This window comes from Burkholderia crassaminum (genome assembly GCF_964265005.1).
Taxonomy (GTDB): Bacteria; Pseudomonadota; Gammaproteobacteria; order Burkholderiales; family Burkholderiaceae; genus Burkholderia.
This window is the reverse complement of sequence record NZ_OZ183800.1, coordinates 2,156,984-2,177,304: the sequence shown is the minus strand read 5'-3', so window position 1 is coordinate 2,177,304 and position 20,321 is coordinate 2,156,984. Positions and strand designations below refer to the sequence as shown.

Below are 20,321 nucleotides of genomic sequence, written 5' to 3'. Positions count from 1 at the left end.
AAAGACGATGATCGAAACGCTTGCCTGGCAGGTGCCGGGCGACAACGGGCAGCCGCTCGCGATCCGCGCATGGCGGTTGTCGGCCGGCGACGGGCCGCGCGTGCACCTGCAGGCTGGCGTGCATGCGGACGAGATCGCGGGCATGCTCGTGCTGCACCGGCTGCTGCCGCAACTGTGCGCGGCGCACGATCGCGGCGTGCTGCGCGGCACGGTGACGGTCGTGCCGCAGGCCAACCCGCTCGGGCTCGCACAATTCCGGCAGGGGCGGCTGCTGGGCCGCTTCCACGAAGCGACACACCGCAATTTCAACCGGCATTTCCACGAATCCGCGGCGACGCGCCGGCCCGCGACGACGTTCGCTGCGTGGCAGCGCACGCTGCTCACCGCCGCGTGCGCTGCGGATATCGTGCTCGACCTCCATACCGATTCCGAGGCGCTGCCGTACGTGTACCTGCATCGCGACCTGTGGCCAGCCGGACGCGACCTCGTCGCGGCGCTCGGCGCCGATGTCGCGATCCTGTGGGACGAGGACGAAGACGGCGCGTTCGAAGGTGCCGTCGCTGCGCACTGGATGCGCGACGGCGGGCTGCGCGACCGGCTCGTCGCGACCGTTGAGCTGCGCGGGCAGTCCGACGTGTCGGACGCGTTAGCCGAGCGCGACGCCGACGGCGTGCTCGCGTTCCTGCGCGGCCGTGGCGTGATCGCGGAATCGCCCGGCGTGCCCGACTGGCATGGCGAGGCCATACCGATCGCGCACATGGAAACGATCATCGCGCCCGCGTCGGGCGTGCTCGTCTACGAACGCGAACTCGGTGCGACGGTCGAGGCCGGCGAGCGCGTCGCGCGGATCGTCGCGCATCCTGGCGTGCCCGGCAGCGAGCATGTGCTGGTCGCGCCGCAGGCCGGGCGCATCGTCACGCGCAACCGCGAGCGGCTGGTCGCGCAGGGCGATGTCGCGTTGAAGCTGACGGGTTCGCGGCCGTCGGCCGGTTGGTCGGGCGGCGCGCTCGATCCATGAGCGGTGACGCGGGCCGGCCATGCTGTCGCCACACCCGGCACCGCTAGGGAAAACCATAGTGCCCGGAATGCTGCCCGCGAATGATCGAGTAAGCGCGCAGTCAGCTTCGCTGTTCAGAATCGCCTGACTCATACAAGAGCAAACCAGGAGACAGGCGATGCATGACGGGTTGGTCAAAAAAATCGAAGCGCATCCGAAGTATGCGCTGCTCAAGCGGCGGCGCAACACGCTCGGCATCTGCCTGACCGTGCTGATGCTGATCGTGTACTACGGCTACATCGCACTGATCGCATTCGACAAGTCGTTTCTCGCGAAGCCCGTGAGCACCGGCGTGACGAGTGTCGGCGTGCCGATCGGCATGGCGGTGATCGTGTTCACCGTCGTCATCACCGGCATCTACGTGCGCCGCGCCAACAACGAATACGATCAACTGACGCAGGACATCCTGCAGGACGTCGCCCAATGAAGAAGACACTTTCGACGATGCTGGTCGCGCTGCTGGCCGCGAGCGCTTGCGGCGTGGCCGTCGCGGGCGGCGGCGATGTCGGGCAGACCGCCAAGCAGGCGACCAACACCACGGCCATCGTCCTGTTTGCGCTGTTCGTGGCAGGGACGTTGTGGATCACCAAGTGGGCGGCATCCCGCACGCGTTCCGCCGCGGATTTCTATACGGCCGGCGGCGGCATTACCGGGTTTCAGAACGGGCTGGCGATCTCGGGCGACTACATGTCGGCGGCCTCCTTCCTCGGTATTTCCGCCGCGGTGATGACGTCGGGTTACGACGGCCTGATCTACTCGATCGGCTTTCTGGTCGGCTGGCCGATCATCACGTTCCTGATGGCCGAGCGGCTGCGCAACCTCGGCAGGTTCACGTTCGCCGACGTCGCGGGCTACCGCTTCGAGCAGGGGCCGATCCGCAGTTTCGCCGCGGTCGGCACGCTGGTGGTGGTGGCGTTCTACCTGATCGCGCAGATGGTGGGCGCGGGGCAGCTCATCAAGCTGCTGTTCGGTCTCGACTACTGGGTGGCCGTCGTCATCGTCGGCGCGCTGATGATGGTCTACGTGCTGTTCGGCGGCATGACCGCCACCACCTGGGTGCAGATCATCAAGGCGTGCATGTTGCTTGCGGGCGTGACGTTCATGGCGATCATGGTGCTCGCGCAGTACGGCTTCAGCCCGGAGGCGCTGTTCGCCCATGCCGTGGAGGTCAAGACCGCGATTGCCGCGAACGCGGGCAAGTCGCCGGACGACGCGACGCGTATCGGGTTGTCGGTCATGTCGCCGGGCGGGTTCATCAAGGATCCGATCTCGGCGATCTCGTTCGGCATGGCGCTGATGTTCGGTACCGCCGGCCTGCCGCACATCCTGATGCGCTTCTTCACGGTGCCGGATGCGAAGGAAGCGCGCAAGTCGGTGTTCTGGGCCACCACCTGGATCGGCTATTTCTACGTGCTGATCTTCATCATCGGTTTCGGCGCGATCACGCTGGTGCTGACCAATCCTGAACTGGCCGATGTGGCCAAGGGCGTGATCAAGGGTGGTGCGGGCACGGCCAACATGGCCGCGGTGCTGGTGGCCAAGACGGTGGGCGGCGACGTGTTCTACGGCTTCATCTCGGCCGTGGCCTTCGCGACGATTCTGGCGGTGGTCGCCGGGCTCACGCTGTCCGGCGCCTCCGCGGTGTCGCACGATCTCTACGCCACCGTCTTCAAGAACGGCAAGGCCGACAGTGCCGACGAGCTGAAGGTGTCGCGCATCACGACGCTGGTGCTCGGCGTGATCGCCGTGCTGCTGGGCATCGCGTTCGAGAAGCAGAACGTCGCGTTCATGGTGTCGCTGGCCTTTGCCGTGGCGGCGTCGGCCAATTTCCCGGTGCTGTTCCTGTCGATGATGTGGAAGGGATGCACCACGCGTGGCGCAGTCATCGGCGGGTTCCTGGGGCTGGTCTCGTCGGTGGGGCTGACCATCGTGTCGCCGTCGGTGTGGGAGGCAACGCTCGGTTATCCGAAGGGTTCGGCGTGGTTCCCGTACACGTCGCCCGCGCTGTTCTCGATGACGATCGGCTTCGTGGGCGTGTGGCTGTTCTCGGTACTCGACACGAGCGCGCGAGCGAAAGCGGAGAAGGGTGCGTTCGCCGCGCAGCAGGTGCGTTCGGAAACGGGGCTGGGGGCGACCCGCGCCAGCAGCCACTGACCGGCAGCAGGCCACGCCCGCCCCGGGCCGACGATGCAGTGGATCGCATCGCCGGCCCCGGGGCGGGCGGTATCGTTTCATCCGTCCGTCGAATGATTCGCCGGCAATGAAAAATCGCGAATTCGACCGGATTCGCCGATAATGCGCAAACGTTTTACGAAAACCGTATTGCGGTTAATTCGCGGATAAAACAAATAAAAATAGAATATTCGTATCCCGGATTTTTCGGCCGCGCAGCAGCACGGCTCGAAGCCTTTAGGCATGAGGTTAACGGCAGATCCCGGCAATACTTTAGGGTTCTTTCGCCGCAATTATTCATTTCGTTTTTATCGATGAACAATTGATTTCCGGTCATCGGAGCGTCATACACCATCCCCGATAATTCGGCGCTCACATTCTTTCAATAGACCAAAGGGCGATCGAAGCCGGATCGCTGCGGGGAGCTGTACTCATGACCATCCGTCATCGCATTACGCTGCTAGTCGTCCTGACGTTCTTCGCGCTGTCCGCGATCGGCATCTATGCCGTGTACCAGACGCGCAAGAGCGCGTCCGAGGTGCGCCAGGTCACCCAGGGAATCGTGCCGAGCGCGCTCGCGTCGGCGGATGTCGTCGCCGATGTGAAGAACATCCAGATCGCGACGATGACGCTCGTCTACGCGCCCGACGCGAATACTGCCGCCCAGGCGCGCGACGAGCTGAAGGCGAAACAGGCCGCGCTGCGCGCCGCACTCGACGTGCAGGCGAAGTCGGCGGTCGGCCAGGCGCAGGTCGGGCTCGTGTCGCAGGCGAAGGACAGCGCCGTGAACTATTTCGCGGCGATCGACGACACCGTGAAGATGAAGGCCGACGGCAAGCCCGAGATGGCGCAGGCGTACCTGTTCGCGAACGTCGCGCAGTATCGCGACGAACTCGAAAGCATCGTCGACACGCTGCGCGTCGAGAAGAACCGCCAGAAGGACGTCGCGATCAGCGCGCTGAACGGGATGCTCTCGACGACGGCGACCGCGATCGCGGGCGTCGCCGGCACGGTGATCGTGCTGCTGACCGCGCTCGGCTTGCTGCTGTATCGCCAGATCACGCGCCCGCTGATCGGGATGCAGACGGCGATGAGCGAGATCGCGACGAGCCAGGATTTCACGCGCCGCGTGCCGGTGGGCCGGATGGACGAAATCGGCCATTCGATCGTCGCGTTCAACGGGATGATCGAGAAGATCCAGGAGAACGCCGCGCAGCTCAAGCAGAAGACGGCGGACATCCAGGCGATGCTGCAAAACATGCAGCAGGGGATCCTGACCGTCGTCGAAGGCGGCGTCGTGCATGCCGAGTATTCGGCGTACCTCGAAACCATCTTCGAGACGAACGACATCGCCGGCCGCGACCTGATGGCGCTCGTGTTCGACGATTCGGCGATCGGCGCCGACGCGCGGTCGCAGGTCGATGCAGCGGTGCACGCCTGCCTCGGCGAAGACAGCATGAACTTCGAGTTCAACGAGCACCTGCTGGTGAATGAAGTCGCGAAGCGGATGCCGGACGGCCGCGAGAAGTGGCTCGACCTGAGCTGGTCGGCGATCACCGACGAGACCGACACGGTCGTGCGCCTGATGCTGTGCGTGCGAGACGTGACCGAGATTCGCGAGCTGACCGCGCAGGCCGGCGAGCAGCAGCGCCGCCTCGAGATGATCGGCGAGATCCTGTCGATCAGCCAGGACAAGTTCCACGACTTCGTGCACAGCGCGAAGGGCTTCCTCAGCGAGAACGAGCGGATGATCCGCCAGCACGAGCGCGCCGATCACTCGATCGTCGCGGCGCTGTTCCGCAACATGCACACGATCAAGGGCAATGCACGCACGTACAGCCTCCAGCACCTGACGAACATCGTTCATGAGGCGGAGCAGGCGTACGACTCGCTGCGCCGCGCGGACGGCGGCCCCGAGTGGAACCGCGACGCGCTGATGGACGACCTGGCCCGCGTGCGCGACGCCGTCGAGCACTATGCGACGATCAATGCGGTCACGTTGGGCCGCAGCGGCGAAGCGACGCAGGGCGGTGCCGACTTCCTGATGGTCGAACGCGCGCACATCAGCGAGAGCCTGCGCGTGCTCGACGGTGCCGATCCGGCGAACGCGGCCGACTGGCACGCGGCACGCGATGCCGTACGCCGCATGCTGAGCCAGCTCGGCACGCAGGGGATCGGCGATGCGCTCGGTGGGGTGATCGAGTCGCTGCCGTCGCTCGCGGCCGAACTCGGCAAGCCGGCGCCCGTCGTGCATATCGACAGCCACGGCCACCGCGTGCGCAGCGAAATCGCCGCGACGCTGAAGAACGTGTTCATGCACCTGTTGCGCAATTCGATCGACCACGGCATCGAATCGTCCGACGAACGGCGTGCGGCCGGCAAGGCGGCATCCGGCACGATCGACATCGCGGTCGGCGTGGGCGGCGGCGAGCTGTGGTTCGTGCTGAGCGACGACGGTCGTGGCCTCGCGCTCGACCGGATTCGCGGCATCGCGCGCGAGCGTGGCTGGATCGATGCCGACCACGACGCGGCGCTGTCCGACGACGCGGTCGCCGAGCTGATCTTCCGGCCGGGCTTCTCGACCGCGAGTGCCGTGACCGAAGTGTCGGGGCGCGGTGTCGGCATGGACGCGGTGCGCAACTTCCTGAAGCGCGACGGCGGCGATATCGCGCTGCGCTTCACCGACGATCGCGTCGGCGCGCCGTATCGCGCGTTCGAGACGATCGTGTCGCTGCCGGCCCGCTTCGCGGCGGACGGTGCCGCTCACGAGCGCGCGCACAGCGCGGACATCGGCGCAGTGGAGTGACGAAGTGATCGTGCAGGCGTGGATGATCCAGATGGCCGCCGCACTGGCGGGCGGCGCTGTCGTCGCAGTCGTGGCGGCGCTCGTATTTCGCGTGACGCGCAAGCGGCTCGTCGCGGCGCTGGCGCACGATGCGCACGCGTTGCGCGGCGCGCTCGACGCGGCCGACGAGCGTGCCGAACAGGCGGCGTCCGCGCATGCGGAGGCGGCCGACGCTTGGGCGCAGCGCGAGGCGCAGCTCGAGGATGCGCTGGCGCGCGAGACTTCCGCGACCGGCACGCAGCGCGACGCGCTGCAGGCGCTGTCGGCCGATCGCACCGCACTGGCGCAGCACGCGATGAAGATCGCCGACGAGGCTGCACGCTTGCGCGGGCTCGCCGGCACCTTCGAGCGCTGGCACGAGCAGATGATCTCGCTGACGACGCAGAACCAGGACATGCGCGCGAAGAACCAGGAGCTGTCGGCGATCGTCGCGCACGTGTCGATCGTGTCGTTGAACGCGTCGATCGAGGCGGCGCGCGCCGGCACGGCCGGGCGCGGTTTCTCGATCGTCGCGAGCGAGGTGCGTGGGCTGGCCGCGCGCTCGCAGCAACTGTCGAACAGCTATCGCGACAGCCTGAACCGCAACGATCTCGTGACGGCCGCGACGTTCCAGGATATCCAGGCCGGCGGCAAGATGATCACGGCCGCGCTGGCGACCGTCGAGACGCTGGCCGGGCAACTGCACGCGCGGATCGAAGGAGGCGCGGCGTGATCGGCGCGCAGGCGAAAGCGGGCTTCGAGCGGATTTTCTTCGACGCGGCGCGCACGCGGCTCGCATCGGGCGGCGCGTGCGACATCCGGCCGGCCGCCGGCCCCACACATGACGGGCACGATCACGCGCACGCGAAATCGCGCGCGAAGCCGAAGGTGCCCGAGCACGTCGCGGTGCTGACGATCTCGGCGTTGCATTTCCGCCTGCTGCTCGCGCTGCGCTTCAGCGACGACGATGCGACGCGCCGCCATTTCGCCGGCGCGACGGCGGGCGCGAGCAGCCAGCGGCCGCTGCCCGAAGCGTTCATGGAAGTCGCGAACCTGTGCTGCGGCGCGATCAACCAGGCGCTCACCGCGTCGTTTCCCGATCTGGGGATGTCGACGCCTTATCTGCTGAGCGGATCGAGCATCGACTACCTGAGCGCGCTTGCACCCGATCACGTGACCGCCTACGACCTGACGCTCGATGGCGACGTGCGGGTCGGCGCGACGCTGTGTGTATGCGCGAACGCGCCGGTCGATTTCCATGTGCCGGAAACGGCCGTGATGGAAACCGGCGGCGAGCTCGAACTGTTCTGACCGATCCCGATCGACCCTGACCGACCATTAGGAACCCTTGAGATGACCGTAGACCAACCCGTCAGCAAGGTGCTCGTGCTGGACGACAGTCGCGCGCACGCCGATGCGATCAAGCGTTTCTGCGACGAGCACAACCTGGTCGGCCTGACCGTGCGGCGCAATCGGCTGCTGAAGGTGCTGCGCTCGAACATCGATCTCGGTGCGATCCTGCTGGCCGAGGATTACGGCGGCTCGCCGGCCGAGAGCGCGATCATCGCGACGCAGATCGATGCGCTGCGCCCCGAGCTGCCGATCATCCTGCGCCGCGAATCGCTTGCATCGCGCGACGGGCTGCCGGAGGCGCTCGCGCGCGTCGCATGCGCGGCCTACGTTGCGAGCGACATGACGCCGCTCAAGCGCGCGATCGACGAATACCTGTTCGGCCGCGATTACCCGAACGCACTCGTGCGCGGCATCTCGGAGATCACGGAGGCGCGCATCGACAGCCTGTTCCCGGGCATGACGATCGAGCACGAAACGCCGTGCATCGTGCGCGACCAGATCATCTTCGGCGAAGTGTTCAGCCTGATCGCGCTCGAAAGCGCGTGGTGCCGCGGCTACATGCTGCTGCAGACGAGCGAGCAGCCGCTGCTCGACATGATCGGCGGCACGCGCGACGCCGGCCGCGCGCCGGATTTCCGCGACGTGAACAGCGTGCTCGGCGAACTCACCAACCTCGTATGGGGTGCGTTCAAGAACCGCTATCTCGGCGACGCCGAGGCACTGGCGCGCCATCCGGTGCAGGTGCCGCTCGTCGTCAATCACAAGCAGAAGTTCATCTCGTTCGGCGGCGACTGTCCGCAGCTCTGCTTCAAGTACCGGATGACCGACCCGGCATCGGGGCGCTCCGTCTGCCTCGACCAGCGCTTCGTGTTCAGCCTGAGCTGGTCGCCGGAGGATTTCCGCGAGTCGGTGCAGGACGTCGGGCCGATGGTCGAATCGGGTGAACTCGAACTGTTTTGAATGTTGAAGTCGCAACAAGGAAAGGGGAATACAGCATGGCAAAGATTCTGGTGGTCGACGATTCGGGCACGGTGCGCGACGAGGTCGCGGGCTTCCTGCGCAATCACGGGCTCGACGTCGCGACGGCCGTTGACGGCAAGGACGGGCTCGCGAAGCTCAAGGCGACGCCCGGCGTGCGCCTCGTGATCAGCGACGTGAACATGCCGAACATGGACGGCCTGACGATGGTCGAGAAGATTCGCGGCGAACTGGCGAACGCGACGGTCAACGTCGTGATGCTCACGACCGAAAGCAGCCCGGCGATGAAGGAGCGCGGCAAGGCCGCCGGCGTGAAGGGCTGGATCGTGAAGCCGTTCAAGGGCGACGCGGTGCTCGACGCGCTGAAGAAGCTCGCGGGCTGACGCACCGGGCGCCGGTGCGCGCCCGCCACCGCCCGCGCATTCAGCGCTGCGGTTCGGGTTGCGCGGCCGCCGCGTCGCCGGTTGCGGCCGGCACGCGTGGCGCGGGCGTCTGCCATTGCACGACGATCATCCCCGCGAAGATCAGCGCGACGCCCGCGATGCGGCCGGGTGTGGCGAGCCGCTGCGCGAGCCCCATCAGCCCGTAGTGGTCGATCAGCAGCGACGCGAGTGTTTGCCCGGCGACGACGCAGACGATGAAGGTCGTCGCGCCGAGCCGCGGCGTCAGGATCAGCGCGAGCGTGATGTAGATCACGCCCGCGAGGCCGCCGAGCCACATCCACAGCGGGCGCTGCAGCGCGTCGCCGACGAGCGGCGCGTTCGCGCGGGTGGCCAGCAGCACGGGCAGTACCGCGAGCAGGCTGACCGTCAGCGATGCGACGCTCGCCCACAACGGGTGGCCGAGCGCGCGCCCGAGCGCGGCATTGCTGCCGCCTTGCAGCGGCACGAGCGCGCCGGCGACGAAAGCCGCGACGGCGAGCGGAAGGGTGGCGAGGGAAAGGGAAGTCGTCATCTTGGTCGGTAGTGAAAGGATATTGAAATGATTGTTATCCATTAAGATCACGAATGGAAATTCGTTCTTCGGATGCTTCATATTTCTTTCATGAATAATCTGTCCCGCATCGACCTGAACCTGCTCGTGACGCTGCATGCGCTGCTGAGCGAAAAACACATCTCACGCACTGCCGTCCGGCTGCACCGCAGCCAGCCGGCGGTGAGCCACGCGCTCGCGCGGCTGCGCGAAATCTTCGGCGATCCGTTGCTCGTGCGGCGCGCGGGCCGGCTCGAGCTGACCGCGCGCGCGAACGAACTGGTCGAACCGCTGAACGACGTCCTCGGCCGGCTCGGCGCGCTGATCGAGCCGCCGGCGTTCGATCCGTCCGCGGCCACGCGCGTCTTTCGCATCGCGATGTCCGACTACGGCGCGCGGATCGTGCTGCCGGCGCTCGTGAAGACGCTGCGCGCCGACGCGCCGGGCATCGAGCTGATCGTGTCGCAGGCCACGCGCGAGGCGATGCGGATGCAGTTGATGGACGGCGAGATCGATCTCGCGCTCGGCGTGCTGCCCACGTTGCAGCGCGACCTGCACGCGCAACCGCTGTTCGTCGAATCGTTCGCGTGCGTGGCCGATGCGAGCCGCCTGCCGCGTCGCGGCGAACTCGCGCTCGATGCGTGGCTCGCACGGCCGCATGCGCTGGTCGCGATGCGCGACGGGATGGACAACGAAGTCGATCGCGCGCTCGCGCGGCTGCGGCGCGAGCGGCACATCGCGGTGATCCTGCCGTTCTGGGGTGTCGCGAACGACCTGATCGCCGGCACCGATCTCGTGCTGACCGTCGCGCGCCGCAATCTCGATCGCGTGCGCGACGATGCGCGCCTGCGCATGTTCGAACCGCCGTTTCCGATCGATTCGTTCGAGTTCGCGCAGCACTGGCATGCGCGGCGGCACGGCGATGCCGCGCATATCTGGTTGCGGCAGACGATCGCGCGGGTGGCGAGCGGGGGGTAGGGCCGGTTCACGCTGATTGCGGGCTTGCGAACGGTCGTTGCCGGCCCGGGTCGCATGGCGTGGCCGGCCGCGCGCAATTTACAGCGCGCCGCGATGTCCGTATCCTGCCCGATGCCGAGGGCGGCGTGCTTGCGTGACATGCGCAGCACGCCCGGCATCCACGACAATCAGGAACGGGACACCTTCCCATGAAAATCAAAATCGATCGGGTAGCGTTCGCGCGCGGCGCATGTGTGACGCTGGTGGCTGCGCTGGCAAGCGGGTGCGCCGGCGTCGGGCAGCAGAATGCACCGCAGGCCGCCGTCGACAGCGGTTCGTCGTACACGTGCAATCCCACGCAGGCCGACGGACTGGCAACGACCGGGACGGGCGCCAACGGCTGCTATTTCGTGCTGCACGATCCCGCGACGAAACAGGTGCTGCCGAACACGCGCTATGCGTTCGTGCTTTACACGAGCGCGGCCCAGAGCAACCAGGAACTCGAAGTCGAAGGCTCGACCGACGCGCAGGGGCGCACGGCCTATGTGCGTTCGGCGGCGCCGATCGATGCGGCGCGCATGGTGCTCATCCGCACGGTCGGTGACGGCTCGACGGGGCGCATTCCGGTGCTGGTCCGGCCGACGGACGGCAAGCGCATTCCGTTCGCGAAGTACAAGGTCACCGGCTGCAACGGTCCGTATGACGGCGTGACCGACGAAACGGGGCGCGGCGTGATGTATCGCTGCAAGACGCAGTCGAAGATCGACGTGTCGTTCGATCGGTCACGCCCGTAGAGTGGGCGCGATGGTGTCGGATCCCGGCCGCCCCGCCGCGCAACCTGTCGAGGTGCTGATCGGCAAGGGCGTCGTCTTTACCGTGCTGGGCACATGCATGCTGGTCGGCACCGCACTGTACGCGCAGTCGACGCGTGAATTCCTGCGGACGTCGATCGTCGTGCCGGGGCGCGTCATCAAGCTGAACGCGGGCCCGCATCATCCGGAGATCGCGTTCACGACGCTCGCGGGCGAGCAGGTCGAATACGCGCAGGGCGGCGAGGTCAGCGAGCAGGACGGCGCGGCCGTCGAGGTGCGCTACACGCCCGACGAGCCCAGGATGAGCGCGCGGCTGAATACGTTCGGTGCGATCTGGGGGGACGTATTGATGATAGGCGGGATGGGCACCGTCTTTTTCCTGGGCGGCGTCGGTCAACTGCGCTCGGGCGTGCGCGCGTGGCGCAGCAGGCGCAAGCGCGCGTGAGCGGTTGAGCCCGCTGCGCCGCGACTGGACGCCGCACGGAATGTGGAGGACCATTTCAACACCGTGCCGCGAGCGTGCGTGCATCATCGCCGCGCGCTCGCGCCGCATCGCATCCTGCCGAACCCCGACGAGCGGAACATCATGGAATCCGATCAAGAGACTGCCGCGCCGATCCTGTTGCGCGACGCGCACGACGGCGTCGTCACGCTGCGCCTGAACCGTCCGCAGCAATTCAACGCGTTGTCCGAGGCGATGCTGGCGAGCCTGCACGATGCATTCGACACGCTGGCGGTCGATCCGCACGTGCGCTGCGTCGTGCTGGCCGCCGAAGGCAAGGCGTTCTGCGCAGGCCACGACCTGCGGCAGATGCGCAGCAAGCCGGAGCTCGACTACTACCGCACGCTGTTCGCGCAGTGCAGCCGCGTGATGCTCGCGATGCGCGCGTTGCCGGTGCCGGTGATCGCACGCGTGCAGGGCATTGCGACGGCGGCCGGCTGCCAGCTCGTCGCCGCGTGCGACCTGGCGATCGCGGCCGATACCGCGCGCTTCGCGGTATCGGGCATCAACGTCGGGCTGTTCTGTTCGACGCCGGCTGTTGCGTTGAGCCGCAACGTCACGGCGAAGCGCGCGTTCGACATGCTCGTGACCGGGCGCTTCGTCGATGCGGCGACGGCCGCCGCGTGGGGGCTCGTCAACGAGGCCGTGCCCGAGGATGCGCTCGACGCGGCCGTCGCACGCAAGGTCGCCGAGATCGTCGCGAAGAGTCCGGCCGCGGTGCGGTACGGCAAGCAGATGTTCTACCGCCAGCGCGAGCTGCCGCTCGACGAAGCCTATGCGTTTGCGGGCGACGTGATGGCGCGCAACATGATGGAAGAGGATGCGGGCGAGGGGATCGACGCGTTCCTCGAGAAGCGCAAGCCGACGTGGCGCTCGTAGTGCGTCGTCGCAGGCGGGCGAAGGAAGCGGAAGGGCCGTAACCCGCGCCTTTCCCGCACACCGGAAAGCAAACGGGCTGCCCGAGGCAGCCTGCAAGCGAAGCGGCACGTACTGCGACGTGATAGCGCGCCGCCGCCTCGCCCCGGGTCAGCGCCCGTAGCTTCCGGTCCGCAGCGCCGGCTGTTCGCTCGACGCACCGGGCGGCACGATCACGACCGGCACGCGGCGCGCGAGCGCGCACATCAGCTCGTAGCCGATCGTGCCGCTGGCTTCCGCCACGTCATCCACCTTCACCTGGTCGCCCCACAGCTCGACACTCGAACCGATGCCCGCGTTCGGGCACGGCGTCAGGTCGACGGTCAGCATGTCCATCGACACGCGGCCGACGACGCGCGTCATCACGCCGTCCACCGCGATCGGCGTGCCGGTCGGGGCGTGGCGCGGATAGCCGTCCGCATAGCCGCACGCGACGACGCCGATCCGCATCGGCCGGTCGGCCGTGAAGCGACGGCCGTAGCCGACGGTTTCGTCCGGCGACAGCGTCTGCACGCCGATGATCCTGCTCGTCAGCGTCATCGCGGCCATCAGCGGCGTGTCGGCGATATCCCGCGACGCACCTGTCGGCGATGCACCGTACAGGATCGTGCCGGGCCGTACCCAGTCGCGGTGCGCGTGCGGATGCCACAGCACGGCTGCCGAGTTCGACGTCGAGCGCTCGCCCGGAATCCCCGCCGTGGCCGCATCGAACTGTTCGAGCTGCCAGTCGGCTTCGCCTTCGTCGGCGTTCGCGAAATGCATCATCAGCGTGATCTTGCCGATCGACGGTGCGCTCGCAGCACGCTCCCACGCGGCACGAAACGCGGCGGGCCGGTAGCCGAGCCGGTTCATCCCGGAGTTCATCTTGAGCTGGATGTCGATCGGCTGCTGCGGCCTTGCCGCGATCAGCAGGTCGAGCTGCTCGTCGCAGTGCACGGCCACCGTCAGGCGGTGACGATCGGCCAGCTCGACGTCGGCCGGCTCGAAGATCCCTTCGAGCAGCAGCACCGGCTTGTCCCAGCCGAGCTCGCGCACGCGCACGGCTTCGGCGAGGTCGAGCAGCGCGATACCGTCGGCAGCGGCGAGGCCCGGGTAGATCCGCTCGATGCCGTGACCGTATGCGTCGGCCTTGACCACGGCCCATACGCGCGATTGCGCGGCAGTGCGGCGGATGAAGTCGAGGTTGTGGCGGATGGCGTCAGGGCGGATATGGGCGACGATGGGACGGGGCATGGCGATGTCTCGGATCGGATGTCGTTCGGCGCGCGGCGGCGCGGGTTCGGCAGCTCGGCGCAGAAACGCGCCGGGCCAGTGTCGAGCGCTATCTTATTGGTGTTCGACCAGTTTTAATTAACGTATTTGTCGACGATTTGGTGGAAATTTGTGTGTCTGATCTGGCTGGCCGCGGCTGTCTGTGGGCCGCGCAGCCGAGTCTCCCGTCTAGAAAAGCGGTGCGCGAACAGCGCGACGCAATGCTAAGCTCTCGGCGATCTTGTCATTGATCAATGTAATCATAAAGGAGGAGACTTTTGATGACGACGTCCCAGCTGTGCCTGTTCATCGTGGCGCTGTTGCCGTTCCCGATGACGTTTCTCGCGAAGGCTCGCAAGGGCTACGACAACCGCACGCCGCGCGACTACCTGGCGAAGCTCGAAGGCTGGCGCGCACGAGCACAGGCCGCGCACCAGAACGCGTGGGAGGCGCTCGCGCTGTTCACGGCCGCGCTGGTGGTGGCGTGGCACAACGGCGCGAACGTGCATCGCGTCGACCAGCTCGCGATGGCGTTCGTCGCGATCCGCGTCGTCTATATGCTGATGTACCTGCTGAACTGGGCGTCGCTGCGTTCGCTCGTGTGGTTTGGCGGGATGGCGTGCGTGGTCGCGTTGTTCTTCGCCGCGCCGTAAGTACCGGCAGGCAAAACGCGAGGCCGGCCTGGTGTGCCGGCCCGTCAGGCACCGCCCGCGCCGCGCGCGTGGCTGTCGTTGGATGCGGGCGCAACGATCTTCGCGAGCGTGGATGGCGGCGCCGCCTCGGCTTCGCGGCGCAGGAACGCGATCAACGGATCGAGCAGCCGGTGCCGCGCCGATGGATTGCGACGCAGCACGAAGCGCCACGACGCATTGCGCTCGAGGCCCGGCACCAGCGGCACCAGGCGCCCGCTGCGCAGTTCGGGCTCGATCAGCGGCACGCGGCCGAGCGCGATGCCCGCGCCGCCGACCGCCGCGCCGATCACCTGGCTGAAACTGCTGTAACGGACGATCTTCGTCTCGAAGTCGCCCGGCAAGCCGAATTCCGATGCCCAGTTGCGCCAGTCGATCTCGGGGCTGTCCTCGTGCATCTCCTGCAGCAGCCGGGAGCGGCACACGTGCCCCGATGCGTACGGAAACAGCTCGGGGCTGCATACCGGGAACACCGTCTCCCGGATCAGCACGTCGTCGTCGTCCCGCTGCCGGTGCGCGGGCACGTGCACGATCGCCAGATCGACGCCGCTGCGGGCGAAATCCGGTTCTTCGTCGAGCACGACGGCATGCAGCGGCGTGTCGGGATGAAGCGACGAGAATTCCGCGAGGCGGCGTGCGAGCCACATCGCCGAAAACGGCGCGTTGGCGGATACGGTGAGCCGTTGCGCGGTGCCGCGAGTCTCGGCACAGGCGTCGGTCAGGCGCGACAGTGCATCGCTGACGGCCGGCAGCAGACGTGCGCCGGCCGGCGTGAGGCTGATGCCGCCAAGCCCCGTGCTGCGTTCGAGCAGCCTTGCGCCAAGCGATTCCTCGAGCGCGCGAATCTGGTGGCTGACCGCGCTGGTCGACACGTTCAGCTCGACCGCCGCGCGCGCGAACCCGCCGAGGCGGACGGCCGCTTCGAAAGCCCGCAATGCGCTGAGGGGAGGGAGGTGCGACATGCGGGGTATTGTAGTTGACTCAACACCCGTTGAAAAATCATCTTTTGCCGCGCATGGGCCGCGCGGGTAGCCTCGATCCGGTCAAGAAAAAACGTAATCAGACACTACCGGAGGGGTTCATGTATTTCGACCGACGACTATGGGCAATGATGGCGGGGCTGCGCTGGCGGGTTGCCGCGGCCGTCGCGCTCGGCCTGCTCGCGATGGGTGTCGGCATCCTGCGCTTCGTATTTCTCGGCCGCGTGCTGGCGCTGGTCTTTTCCGGCGCGCCGGCACGCAGCATCGGCGAAGCCGTCGTTGCAACGGCAGCTTGCGTGCTGCTGCGCGCATGGCTCGATCATCGCCGCACGGTGCTCGCGCAGCACACGGCCGGGCGCGTGCAGGCCACGTTGCGCGCACGGCTGTTCGACCGGATCGCCGCGCTCGGCCCCGCGTGGTTCAGCGGCGAACGCACGGGCGGTGTGATGCTGGCCGTGGTCGACGGCGTCGAGCAGCTGCAGACCTTTTTCGGCACCTATCTTCCGCAGCTCGTGATCGCCGCTTGCGCTCCGGTGATGATCTTCGCGGTGCTCGCGTGGTGGGACGTGCCGACGGCCGCGATCCTGCTGGTCGCGGCGCTCGTCACGCTCGCGCTGCCGCAACTCGTGCATCGCGCGGACAAGCGCGCGGCGCTCGCGCGCTCGGTGGCCTTCAAGGCGTTCGGCGAGGAATTTCTCGACGCGGTGCAGGGCCTGCCGACGCTGAAGGCGTTCGGGCAAAGCACGGCGTTCGGCGCGAAGCTGGCCGCGAAGGCGCGCGCGTTGTCCGACAGCACGTTCTGGGTGCTCGCGCTCGGCCTGCTGACGCGGCTCTTCACCGATCTCGGCTCCGGCCTCGGCGCGGCCGCCGCGATCGCGGTCGGCGCGTGGCGCGTGCGGCACGGCGACATGAGCCTCGAGGCGCTGCTGATCGTGCTGATGGCCGGCAGCGAGATCTTCCGGCCGCTGCGCGACCTGCGTTCGGTGTTGCACCAGGGGATGATCGGCCAGTCGGCGGCGAATGCGATCCACGCGCTGCTCGACGCCCAGAGCCACGCGCCTTCCACCGATGTGCCGCGCGTGCAGGGCCTGCGGCCGGAGATCGCGTTCGACGCCGTCAGCTTCGTGTATCCGGGGCGTCGTGCCGACGCGCATGCGGCGCTGAGCTTCTCGGTTCGCGAAGGCGAGACGGTGGCCATCGTCGGGCCGAGCGGCGCGGGCAAATCGACCATCGTGCGCCTGCTGCTGCGCCAGCACGATGCGCAGGGCGGTGCGATCCGCATCGGCGGCCGCGACGTGTGCACGCTCGATGCCGGCCAGGTGCGCGAGATGATCGCGGTCGTCGCGCAGGATGCGACGCTGTTCGACGGCAGTGTCGCCGACAACCTGCGGCTCGGCCGCCCCGACGCGAGCGATGCGGACATGATCGCCGCCGCGCGCGCGGCCAACGCGCACGATTTCATCTCGGCGCTGCCCGACGGCTACGCGACGCGCATCGGCGAACGCGGGCTCATGCTGTCGGGCGGCCAGCGCCAGCGCCTCGCGATTGCCCGCGCGTTGCTGCGCGATGCACCGATCCTGCTGCTCGACGAGGCGCTGTCGTCGGTCGACGCGGAGAACGAAGCGCTGATCCAGCAGGCGCTCGACCGGCTCACGCGCGGGCGGACCACGCTCGTGCTCGCGCACCGGCTGTCCAGCGTGATCGGCGCCGACCGCATCCTGGTACTCGACCAGGGGCAGGTGGTCGACGAGGGTACGCACGCGGCGCTGATCGCGCGTGACGGCCCGTATCGCCGGCTGATGGGGCCGCAACTGGAAGCGGTTGCCGAATCGGTCGGCGTGGCGACGACGGCCGGCGCGACCGCGCGTGCGTCGTCGGGCCCGCAAGTGAGGCCGCTGAATGACGATGCCGCGGAGATCGGCTGGCCGGAAACGCTGCAGACGCTGTTGCGGTTCGTGCGTCCGTGGACGGGCAAGGTCGTGCTGACGGTGCTGTTCGGGATCGCCCGCGTGCTCGCGTTCATCGGCGTCGGCGTGATCGGTGCGCTGGTGGTCGGTGCGGTGCCGGGCGGCCATGTGAGCCCGACGCTCGTCACCGCGCTGCTCGTGATCGCGCCGGTGGCGGCCGTGCTGCACTGGCTCGAATCGTGGCTCGCGCACGACATGGCGTACCGGCTGCTCGCGGAAATGCGCATCGCGCTGTTCGCGACGCTCGAGCGCCTTGCACCGGCGGGGCTACTGCGCCGCCGTTCCGGCGATCTCGTGTCGCTCGCGACACAGGACGTCGAGACCGTCGAGTATTTCTATGCGCACACGCTGGCGCCCGCGTTCGTCGCGGTGCTCGTGCCGGCCGCCGTGCTGGTGTTGCTCGCGTCGGTCGCATGGCCGCTCGCGCTCGTGCTGCTGCCGTTCCTGTTGTGGGCCGGGCTCGCACCGGTGCTGGCGCGGCGCGAGGTCGACCGGCTCGGCACCGGTGCGCGCGAAGCGCTCGGCCAGCTCGGCGCGCACCTGACCGAGACGATCCAGGGACTCGCGGAGCTGACCGCGTTCCAGGCCGTCGCGCGCCGGCGCGAAGCGTTCGTGGCCGAAGTCGATGCATACCGGAAGCAACGCGCGAAGCTGCTCGACGACCTGTCGCATCAGAGCGCCGCACTGGAAGTCGCGAGCGGGCTCGGCGGGCTGGCCGTCGCGGCGCTCGGCGCGCTGCTGTGTGCACGTGGCTGGTTTCCGCGCGAGTCGTTGCCGCTGCTGGTGCTGGTGGCGGTAGCCGCCTTCATGCCGGTTGCCGAAATCGGCCAGGTCGCGCGCCAGCTCGCCGACACGATCGCGTCGACGCGCCGCCTGCGCGCGCTGGAGAAGGAGCCCGTGCCGGTGACGGACGGCATGCATGCGATGCCCGCCGATCCGGCGGTGCGTTTCGAGGCCACGTCCTTCACGTACCCGGGCCGCAGCGTGCCCGCGATCGACCGCGTGAGCTTCGAGGTGCCGCGCGGCAGCACGGTCGCGCTGGTCGGTGCGTCGGGCGCCGGCAAGTCGACGGTCGCGAGCCTGCTGCTGCGCTTCTGGGATCCGCAGCAGGGCCGCGTGACGCTCGGCGGCGTCGACCTGCGCGACCTGCGGCTCGACGACCTGCGGCAGCACATCGCGCTGGTTGCGCAGGATACCTACCTGTTCAACGACACGCTCGAAGCGAACATCCGGCTCGCCGCGAACGACGCGTCCGATGCGGACGTGCAGCGCGCGATCGACCATGCGGCGCTCGGCGAATTCGTCGCGCGGCTGCCCGACGGGCTCGCGACGCGCGTCGGCGAGCGCGGCGTGCAACTGTCGGGCGGCCAACGCCAGCGCGTCGCGATTGCGCGTGCGTTCCTGAAGGATGCGCCGGTGCTGATCCTCGACGAAGCGACGTCCCACCTGGACACGATCAGCGAGCAGCAGATCCGCGCGGCGCTCGAAGACCTGATGACGCAGCGTACGTCGATCATCATCGCGCACCGGCTGTCGACCGTGCGCAATGCCGACCTGATCCTCGTGATGGAGCAGGGCGGCGTGATCGAGTCCGGACGGCATGCTGACCTGCTGGCGCGGCAGGGTGCGTATGCGCGGCTGGTGTCGCATCAGGCGAGTGGGGTGGCGGCGTGAGCGACGCGCCGTCGCTCGGCGCTGCCGCGCGCATCCCGCAACCTGCGTTGAGCCGCGCCGGCGGTTGCCAGCATGGCGCGCACGGTCGCCCCGACAAGGCGCTTGGTTGAATCGCCGGCCGTCCGCGCGAACCGATGTGCAGGCGGCGGCGATGGCGCGGTCGTCATCCTGCCGCACGCGTTGCACTGGACGGCCGTCGTGGCGGCCGCACCCGCCGCCGCGACCTTCCCTTCAGACTTCTGCCTCAGGGCCGCCCCCGCACGACTCTTCCGAACGTCGTATGAAACCGGGGAACGTGTCGATCTCAAGTTCACGTCTTTGCCGTGCGATAACGAGCTGTTCCAGGTATTCAGCGACTTCAGGATCGAACTGACCGCACGCGGTTACTACGTCGCGCCGATCGATAAGGGCGCCATCTACGTGCGACCGGAAGACGTGGACGACGCGTCATTAGCAAAAAAGCCCGCGCAAGGCGGGCTTTAACTGAACAGGGCTCCGGACCAAAGCCGGTTTCTCGTTAAGCACGCACTGCCTCTGAAGGGGCAGGCTTAACCTTCGTCGGCGCATGCTTTCGTGCCTGCCACAGGTCATAGTCCAACTGCATGCCGAGCCAGAAATCAGCTCGGCCGCCGCGCTCCGCACCAAGCCACTGCTCGAGGCGTAGCGCCATATCGGGCGAGATACTCGCCCTTTCGTTGAGAACACGAGACAACTGGACGCGCGAAACGCCCAGTTGTTCTGCCGCTTGAGTCACCGTCAGGTTCAGTGCCGGAAGCACATCTTCCCGAAGGATTGCCGCGGGATGCGGCGGGTCAAACATGATGGACATAGCCGTTGTAATGAACGCTGTACTGTAGAACCGTAGTAGAGGCGGCCTGTCAGCGAGGATCGAGATAATCGACGAGGACTGCATCCTCCCCATCGAACTCGAACGTCAACCTCCAATTTCCGTTCACGTCGACCGACCATACACCGTCGCCGGTTCCCTTCCAAGGGTGCAACCGCCACCCCGGTTGGTTCATGTCGTTCGGGCTTTTCGCCCGGTTCAACGCAGACAGTAGCCGCTTAAGTTTGCTCATGTGCGCCGCTTGAATGCCCGCTGTGGAGCCAGATTCAAAGAAGCGCTGAATGCCTTTATGGCGAAAGCTCTTGATCATAGAAATTACGCATGGTGGAAGCCCCTTTTTTTGCGGTGAATCAAAGCGTCTCGCACAAGAC

Annotated in this window: 20 protein-coding genes; 15 read left to right on the top strand and 5 right to left on the bottom strand. The window is 67.5% G+C overall.

Going from position 1 to position 20,321, the window contains the following annotated elements:
* The first annotated feature begins 7 nt into the window (after window positions 1–7).
* From ACPTTF_RS26750 to ACPTTF_RS26715, 8 genes are all read left to right on the top strand, one after another.
* Window positions 8–1,018: a succinylglutamate desuccinylase gene (locus tag ACPTTF_RS26750; RefSeq protein ID WP_423368890.1), complete on the top strand. Its 1,011-nt coding sequence runs from the start codon at window positions 8–10 to the stop codon at window positions 1,016–1,018.
* Window positions 1,019–1,175: 157 nt separating this feature from the next.
* Window positions 1,176–1,484 carry a DUF485 domain-containing protein gene (locus ACPTTF_RS26745; RefSeq protein WP_166953354.1) on the top strand — a complete coding sequence of 103 codons (309 nt, stop codon included), beginning with the start codon at window positions 1,176–1,178 and terminating at the stop codon, window positions 1,482–1,484.
* Window positions 1,481–3,211: a cation acetate symporter gene (locus ACPTTF_RS26740; RefSeq protein WP_423368889.1), complete on the top strand. Its 1,731-nt coding sequence runs from the start codon at window positions 1,481–1,483 to the stop codon at window positions 3,209–3,211. The genes ACPTTF_RS26745 and ACPTTF_RS26740 overlap by 4 nt, the downstream gene beginning before the upstream one ends.
* 451 nt (window positions 3,212–3,662) lie before the next feature.
* Window positions 3,663–6,035, top strand: coding sequence for an MCP four helix bundle domain-containing protein (locus tag ACPTTF_RS26735; RefSeq protein ID WP_423368888.1), 2,373 nt, complete (start codon window positions 3,663–3,665; stop codon window positions 6,033–6,035).
* A 22-nt stretch (window positions 6,036–6,057) separates the two neighbouring features.
* Window positions 6,058–6,786, top strand: a complete 729-nt coding sequence (locus tag ACPTTF_RS26730; RefSeq protein WP_423369886.1) for a methyl-accepting chemotaxis protein — start codon at window positions 6,058–6,060, stop codon at window positions 6,784–6,786.
* On the top strand, window positions 6,783–7,364 hold the full coding sequence (locus ACPTTF_RS26725) for a hypothetical protein (RefSeq protein WP_423368887.1): 582 nt from the start codon (window positions 6,783–6,785) through the stop codon (window positions 7,362–7,364). The genes ACPTTF_RS26730 and ACPTTF_RS26725 overlap by 4 nt, the downstream gene beginning before the upstream one ends.
* A gap of 42 nt (window positions 7,365–7,406) precedes the next feature.
* Window positions 7,407–8,366 carry a chemotaxis protein CheX gene (locus ACPTTF_RS26720; protein ID WP_166953346.1) on the top strand — a complete coding sequence of 320 codons (960 nt, stop codon included), beginning with the start codon at window positions 7,407–7,409 and terminating at the stop codon, window positions 8,364–8,366.
* 35 nt (window positions 8,367–8,401) lie between these two features.
* On the top strand, window positions 8,402–8,767 hold the full coding sequence (locus ACPTTF_RS26715; protein ID WP_031401467.1) for a response regulator: 366 nt from the start codon (window positions 8,402–8,404) through the stop codon (window positions 8,765–8,767).
* A 40-nt stretch (window positions 8,768–8,807) separates the two neighbouring features.
* Here the strand turns inward: ACPTTF_RS26715 and ACPTTF_RS26710 are convergent, their stop codons facing one another.
* Window positions 8,808–9,338: a DMT family transporter gene (locus ACPTTF_RS26710; protein ID WP_423368886.1), complete on the bottom strand. Its 531-nt coding sequence runs from the start codon at window positions 9,336–9,338 to the stop codon at window positions 8,808–8,810.
* 90 nt (window positions 9,339–9,428) lie between these two features.
* On the opposite strand from ACPTTF_RS26710, the gene ACPTTF_RS26705 reads away from it, so the two are divergent.
* The 4 genes from ACPTTF_RS26705 (at window position 9,429) to ACPTTF_RS26690 (ending at window position 12,506) form a co-directional block, all read left to right on the top strand.
* A complete protein-coding gene (locus ACPTTF_RS26705) occupies window positions 9,429–10,334 on the top strand; it encodes a LysR family transcriptional regulator (protein WP_423368885.1) in 906 nt (301 codons plus the stop codon).
* Between the two features lie 188 nt (window positions 10,335–10,522).
* Entirely contained in the window at window positions 10,523–11,107 is a 585-nt protein-coding gene (locus ACPTTF_RS26700; RefSeq protein WP_423368884.1) for a hypothetical protein, read from the top strand.
* 10 nt (window positions 11,108–11,117) lie between these two features.
* Window positions 11,118–11,570, top strand: coding sequence for a DUF3592 domain-containing protein (locus ACPTTF_RS26695; protein ID WP_423368883.1), 453 nt, complete (start codon window positions 11,118–11,120; stop codon window positions 11,568–11,570).
* Between the two features lie 141 nt (window positions 11,571–11,711).
* Entirely contained in the window at window positions 11,712–12,506 is a 795-nt protein-coding gene (locus tag ACPTTF_RS26690) for an enoyl-CoA hydratase (protein WP_423368882.1), read from the top strand.
* 147 nt (window positions 12,507–12,653) lie between these two features.
* On the opposite strand, the gene alr is transcribed toward ACPTTF_RS26690, so the two are convergent.
* Entirely contained in the window at window positions 12,654–13,775 is a 1,122-nt protein-coding gene (alr, locus tag ACPTTF_RS26685) for an alanine racemase (RefSeq protein WP_423368881.1), read from the bottom strand.
* A 299-nt stretch (window positions 13,776–14,074) separates the two neighbouring features.
* Between alr and ACPTTF_RS26680 the strand changes: the two genes are divergently transcribed.
* Window positions 14,075–14,446 carry an MAPEG family protein gene (locus ACPTTF_RS26680; RefSeq protein ID WP_166953333.1) on the top strand — a complete coding sequence of 124 codons (372 nt, stop codon included), beginning with the start codon at window positions 14,075–14,077 and terminating at the stop codon, window positions 14,444–14,446.
* A gap of 44 nt (window positions 14,447–14,490) precedes the next feature.
* On the opposite strand, the gene ACPTTF_RS26675 is transcribed toward ACPTTF_RS26680, so the two are convergent.
* Window positions 14,491–15,444 carry a LysR family transcriptional regulator gene (locus ACPTTF_RS26675; RefSeq protein WP_423368880.1) on the bottom strand — a complete coding sequence of 318 codons (954 nt, stop codon included), beginning with the start codon at window positions 15,442–15,444 and terminating at the stop codon, window positions 14,491–14,493.
* Window positions 15,445–15,563: 119 nt separating this feature from the next.
* Here ACPTTF_RS26675 and ACPTTF_RS26670 point away from each other — a divergent pair, with 119 nt between their 5' ends.
* Both ACPTTF_RS26670 and ACPTTF_RS26665 read left to right on the top strand, forming a co-directional pair.
* Window positions 15,564–19,103: an ATP-binding cassette domain-containing protein gene (locus ACPTTF_RS26670; protein ID WP_423368879.1), complete on the top strand. Its 3,540-nt coding sequence runs from the start codon at window positions 15,564–15,566 to the stop codon at window positions 19,101–19,103.
* Between the two features lie 72 nt (window positions 19,104–19,175).
* Window positions 19,176–19,586 carry a hypothetical protein gene (locus ACPTTF_RS26665; protein ID WP_423368878.1) on the top strand — a complete coding sequence of 137 codons (411 nt, stop codon included), beginning with the start codon at window positions 19,176–19,178 and terminating at the stop codon, window positions 19,584–19,586.
* A 34-nt stretch (window positions 19,587–19,620) separates the two neighbouring features.
* Here the strand turns inward: ACPTTF_RS26665 and ACPTTF_RS26660 are convergent, their stop codons facing one another.
* Window positions 19,621–19,932 carry a HigA family addiction module antitoxin gene (locus tag ACPTTF_RS26660; RefSeq protein ID WP_065503714.1) on the bottom strand — a complete coding sequence of 104 codons (312 nt, stop codon included), beginning with the start codon at window positions 19,930–19,932 and terminating at the stop codon, window positions 19,621–19,623.
* 49 nt (window positions 19,933–19,981) lie between these two features.
* Window positions 19,982–20,260: a type II toxin-antitoxin system RelE/ParE family toxin gene (locus ACPTTF_RS26655; RefSeq protein ID WP_166953325.1), complete on the bottom strand. Its 279-nt coding sequence runs from the start codon at window positions 20,258–20,260 to the stop codon at window positions 19,982–19,984.
* Between the last annotated feature and the right edge of the window lie 61 nt (window positions 20,261–20,321).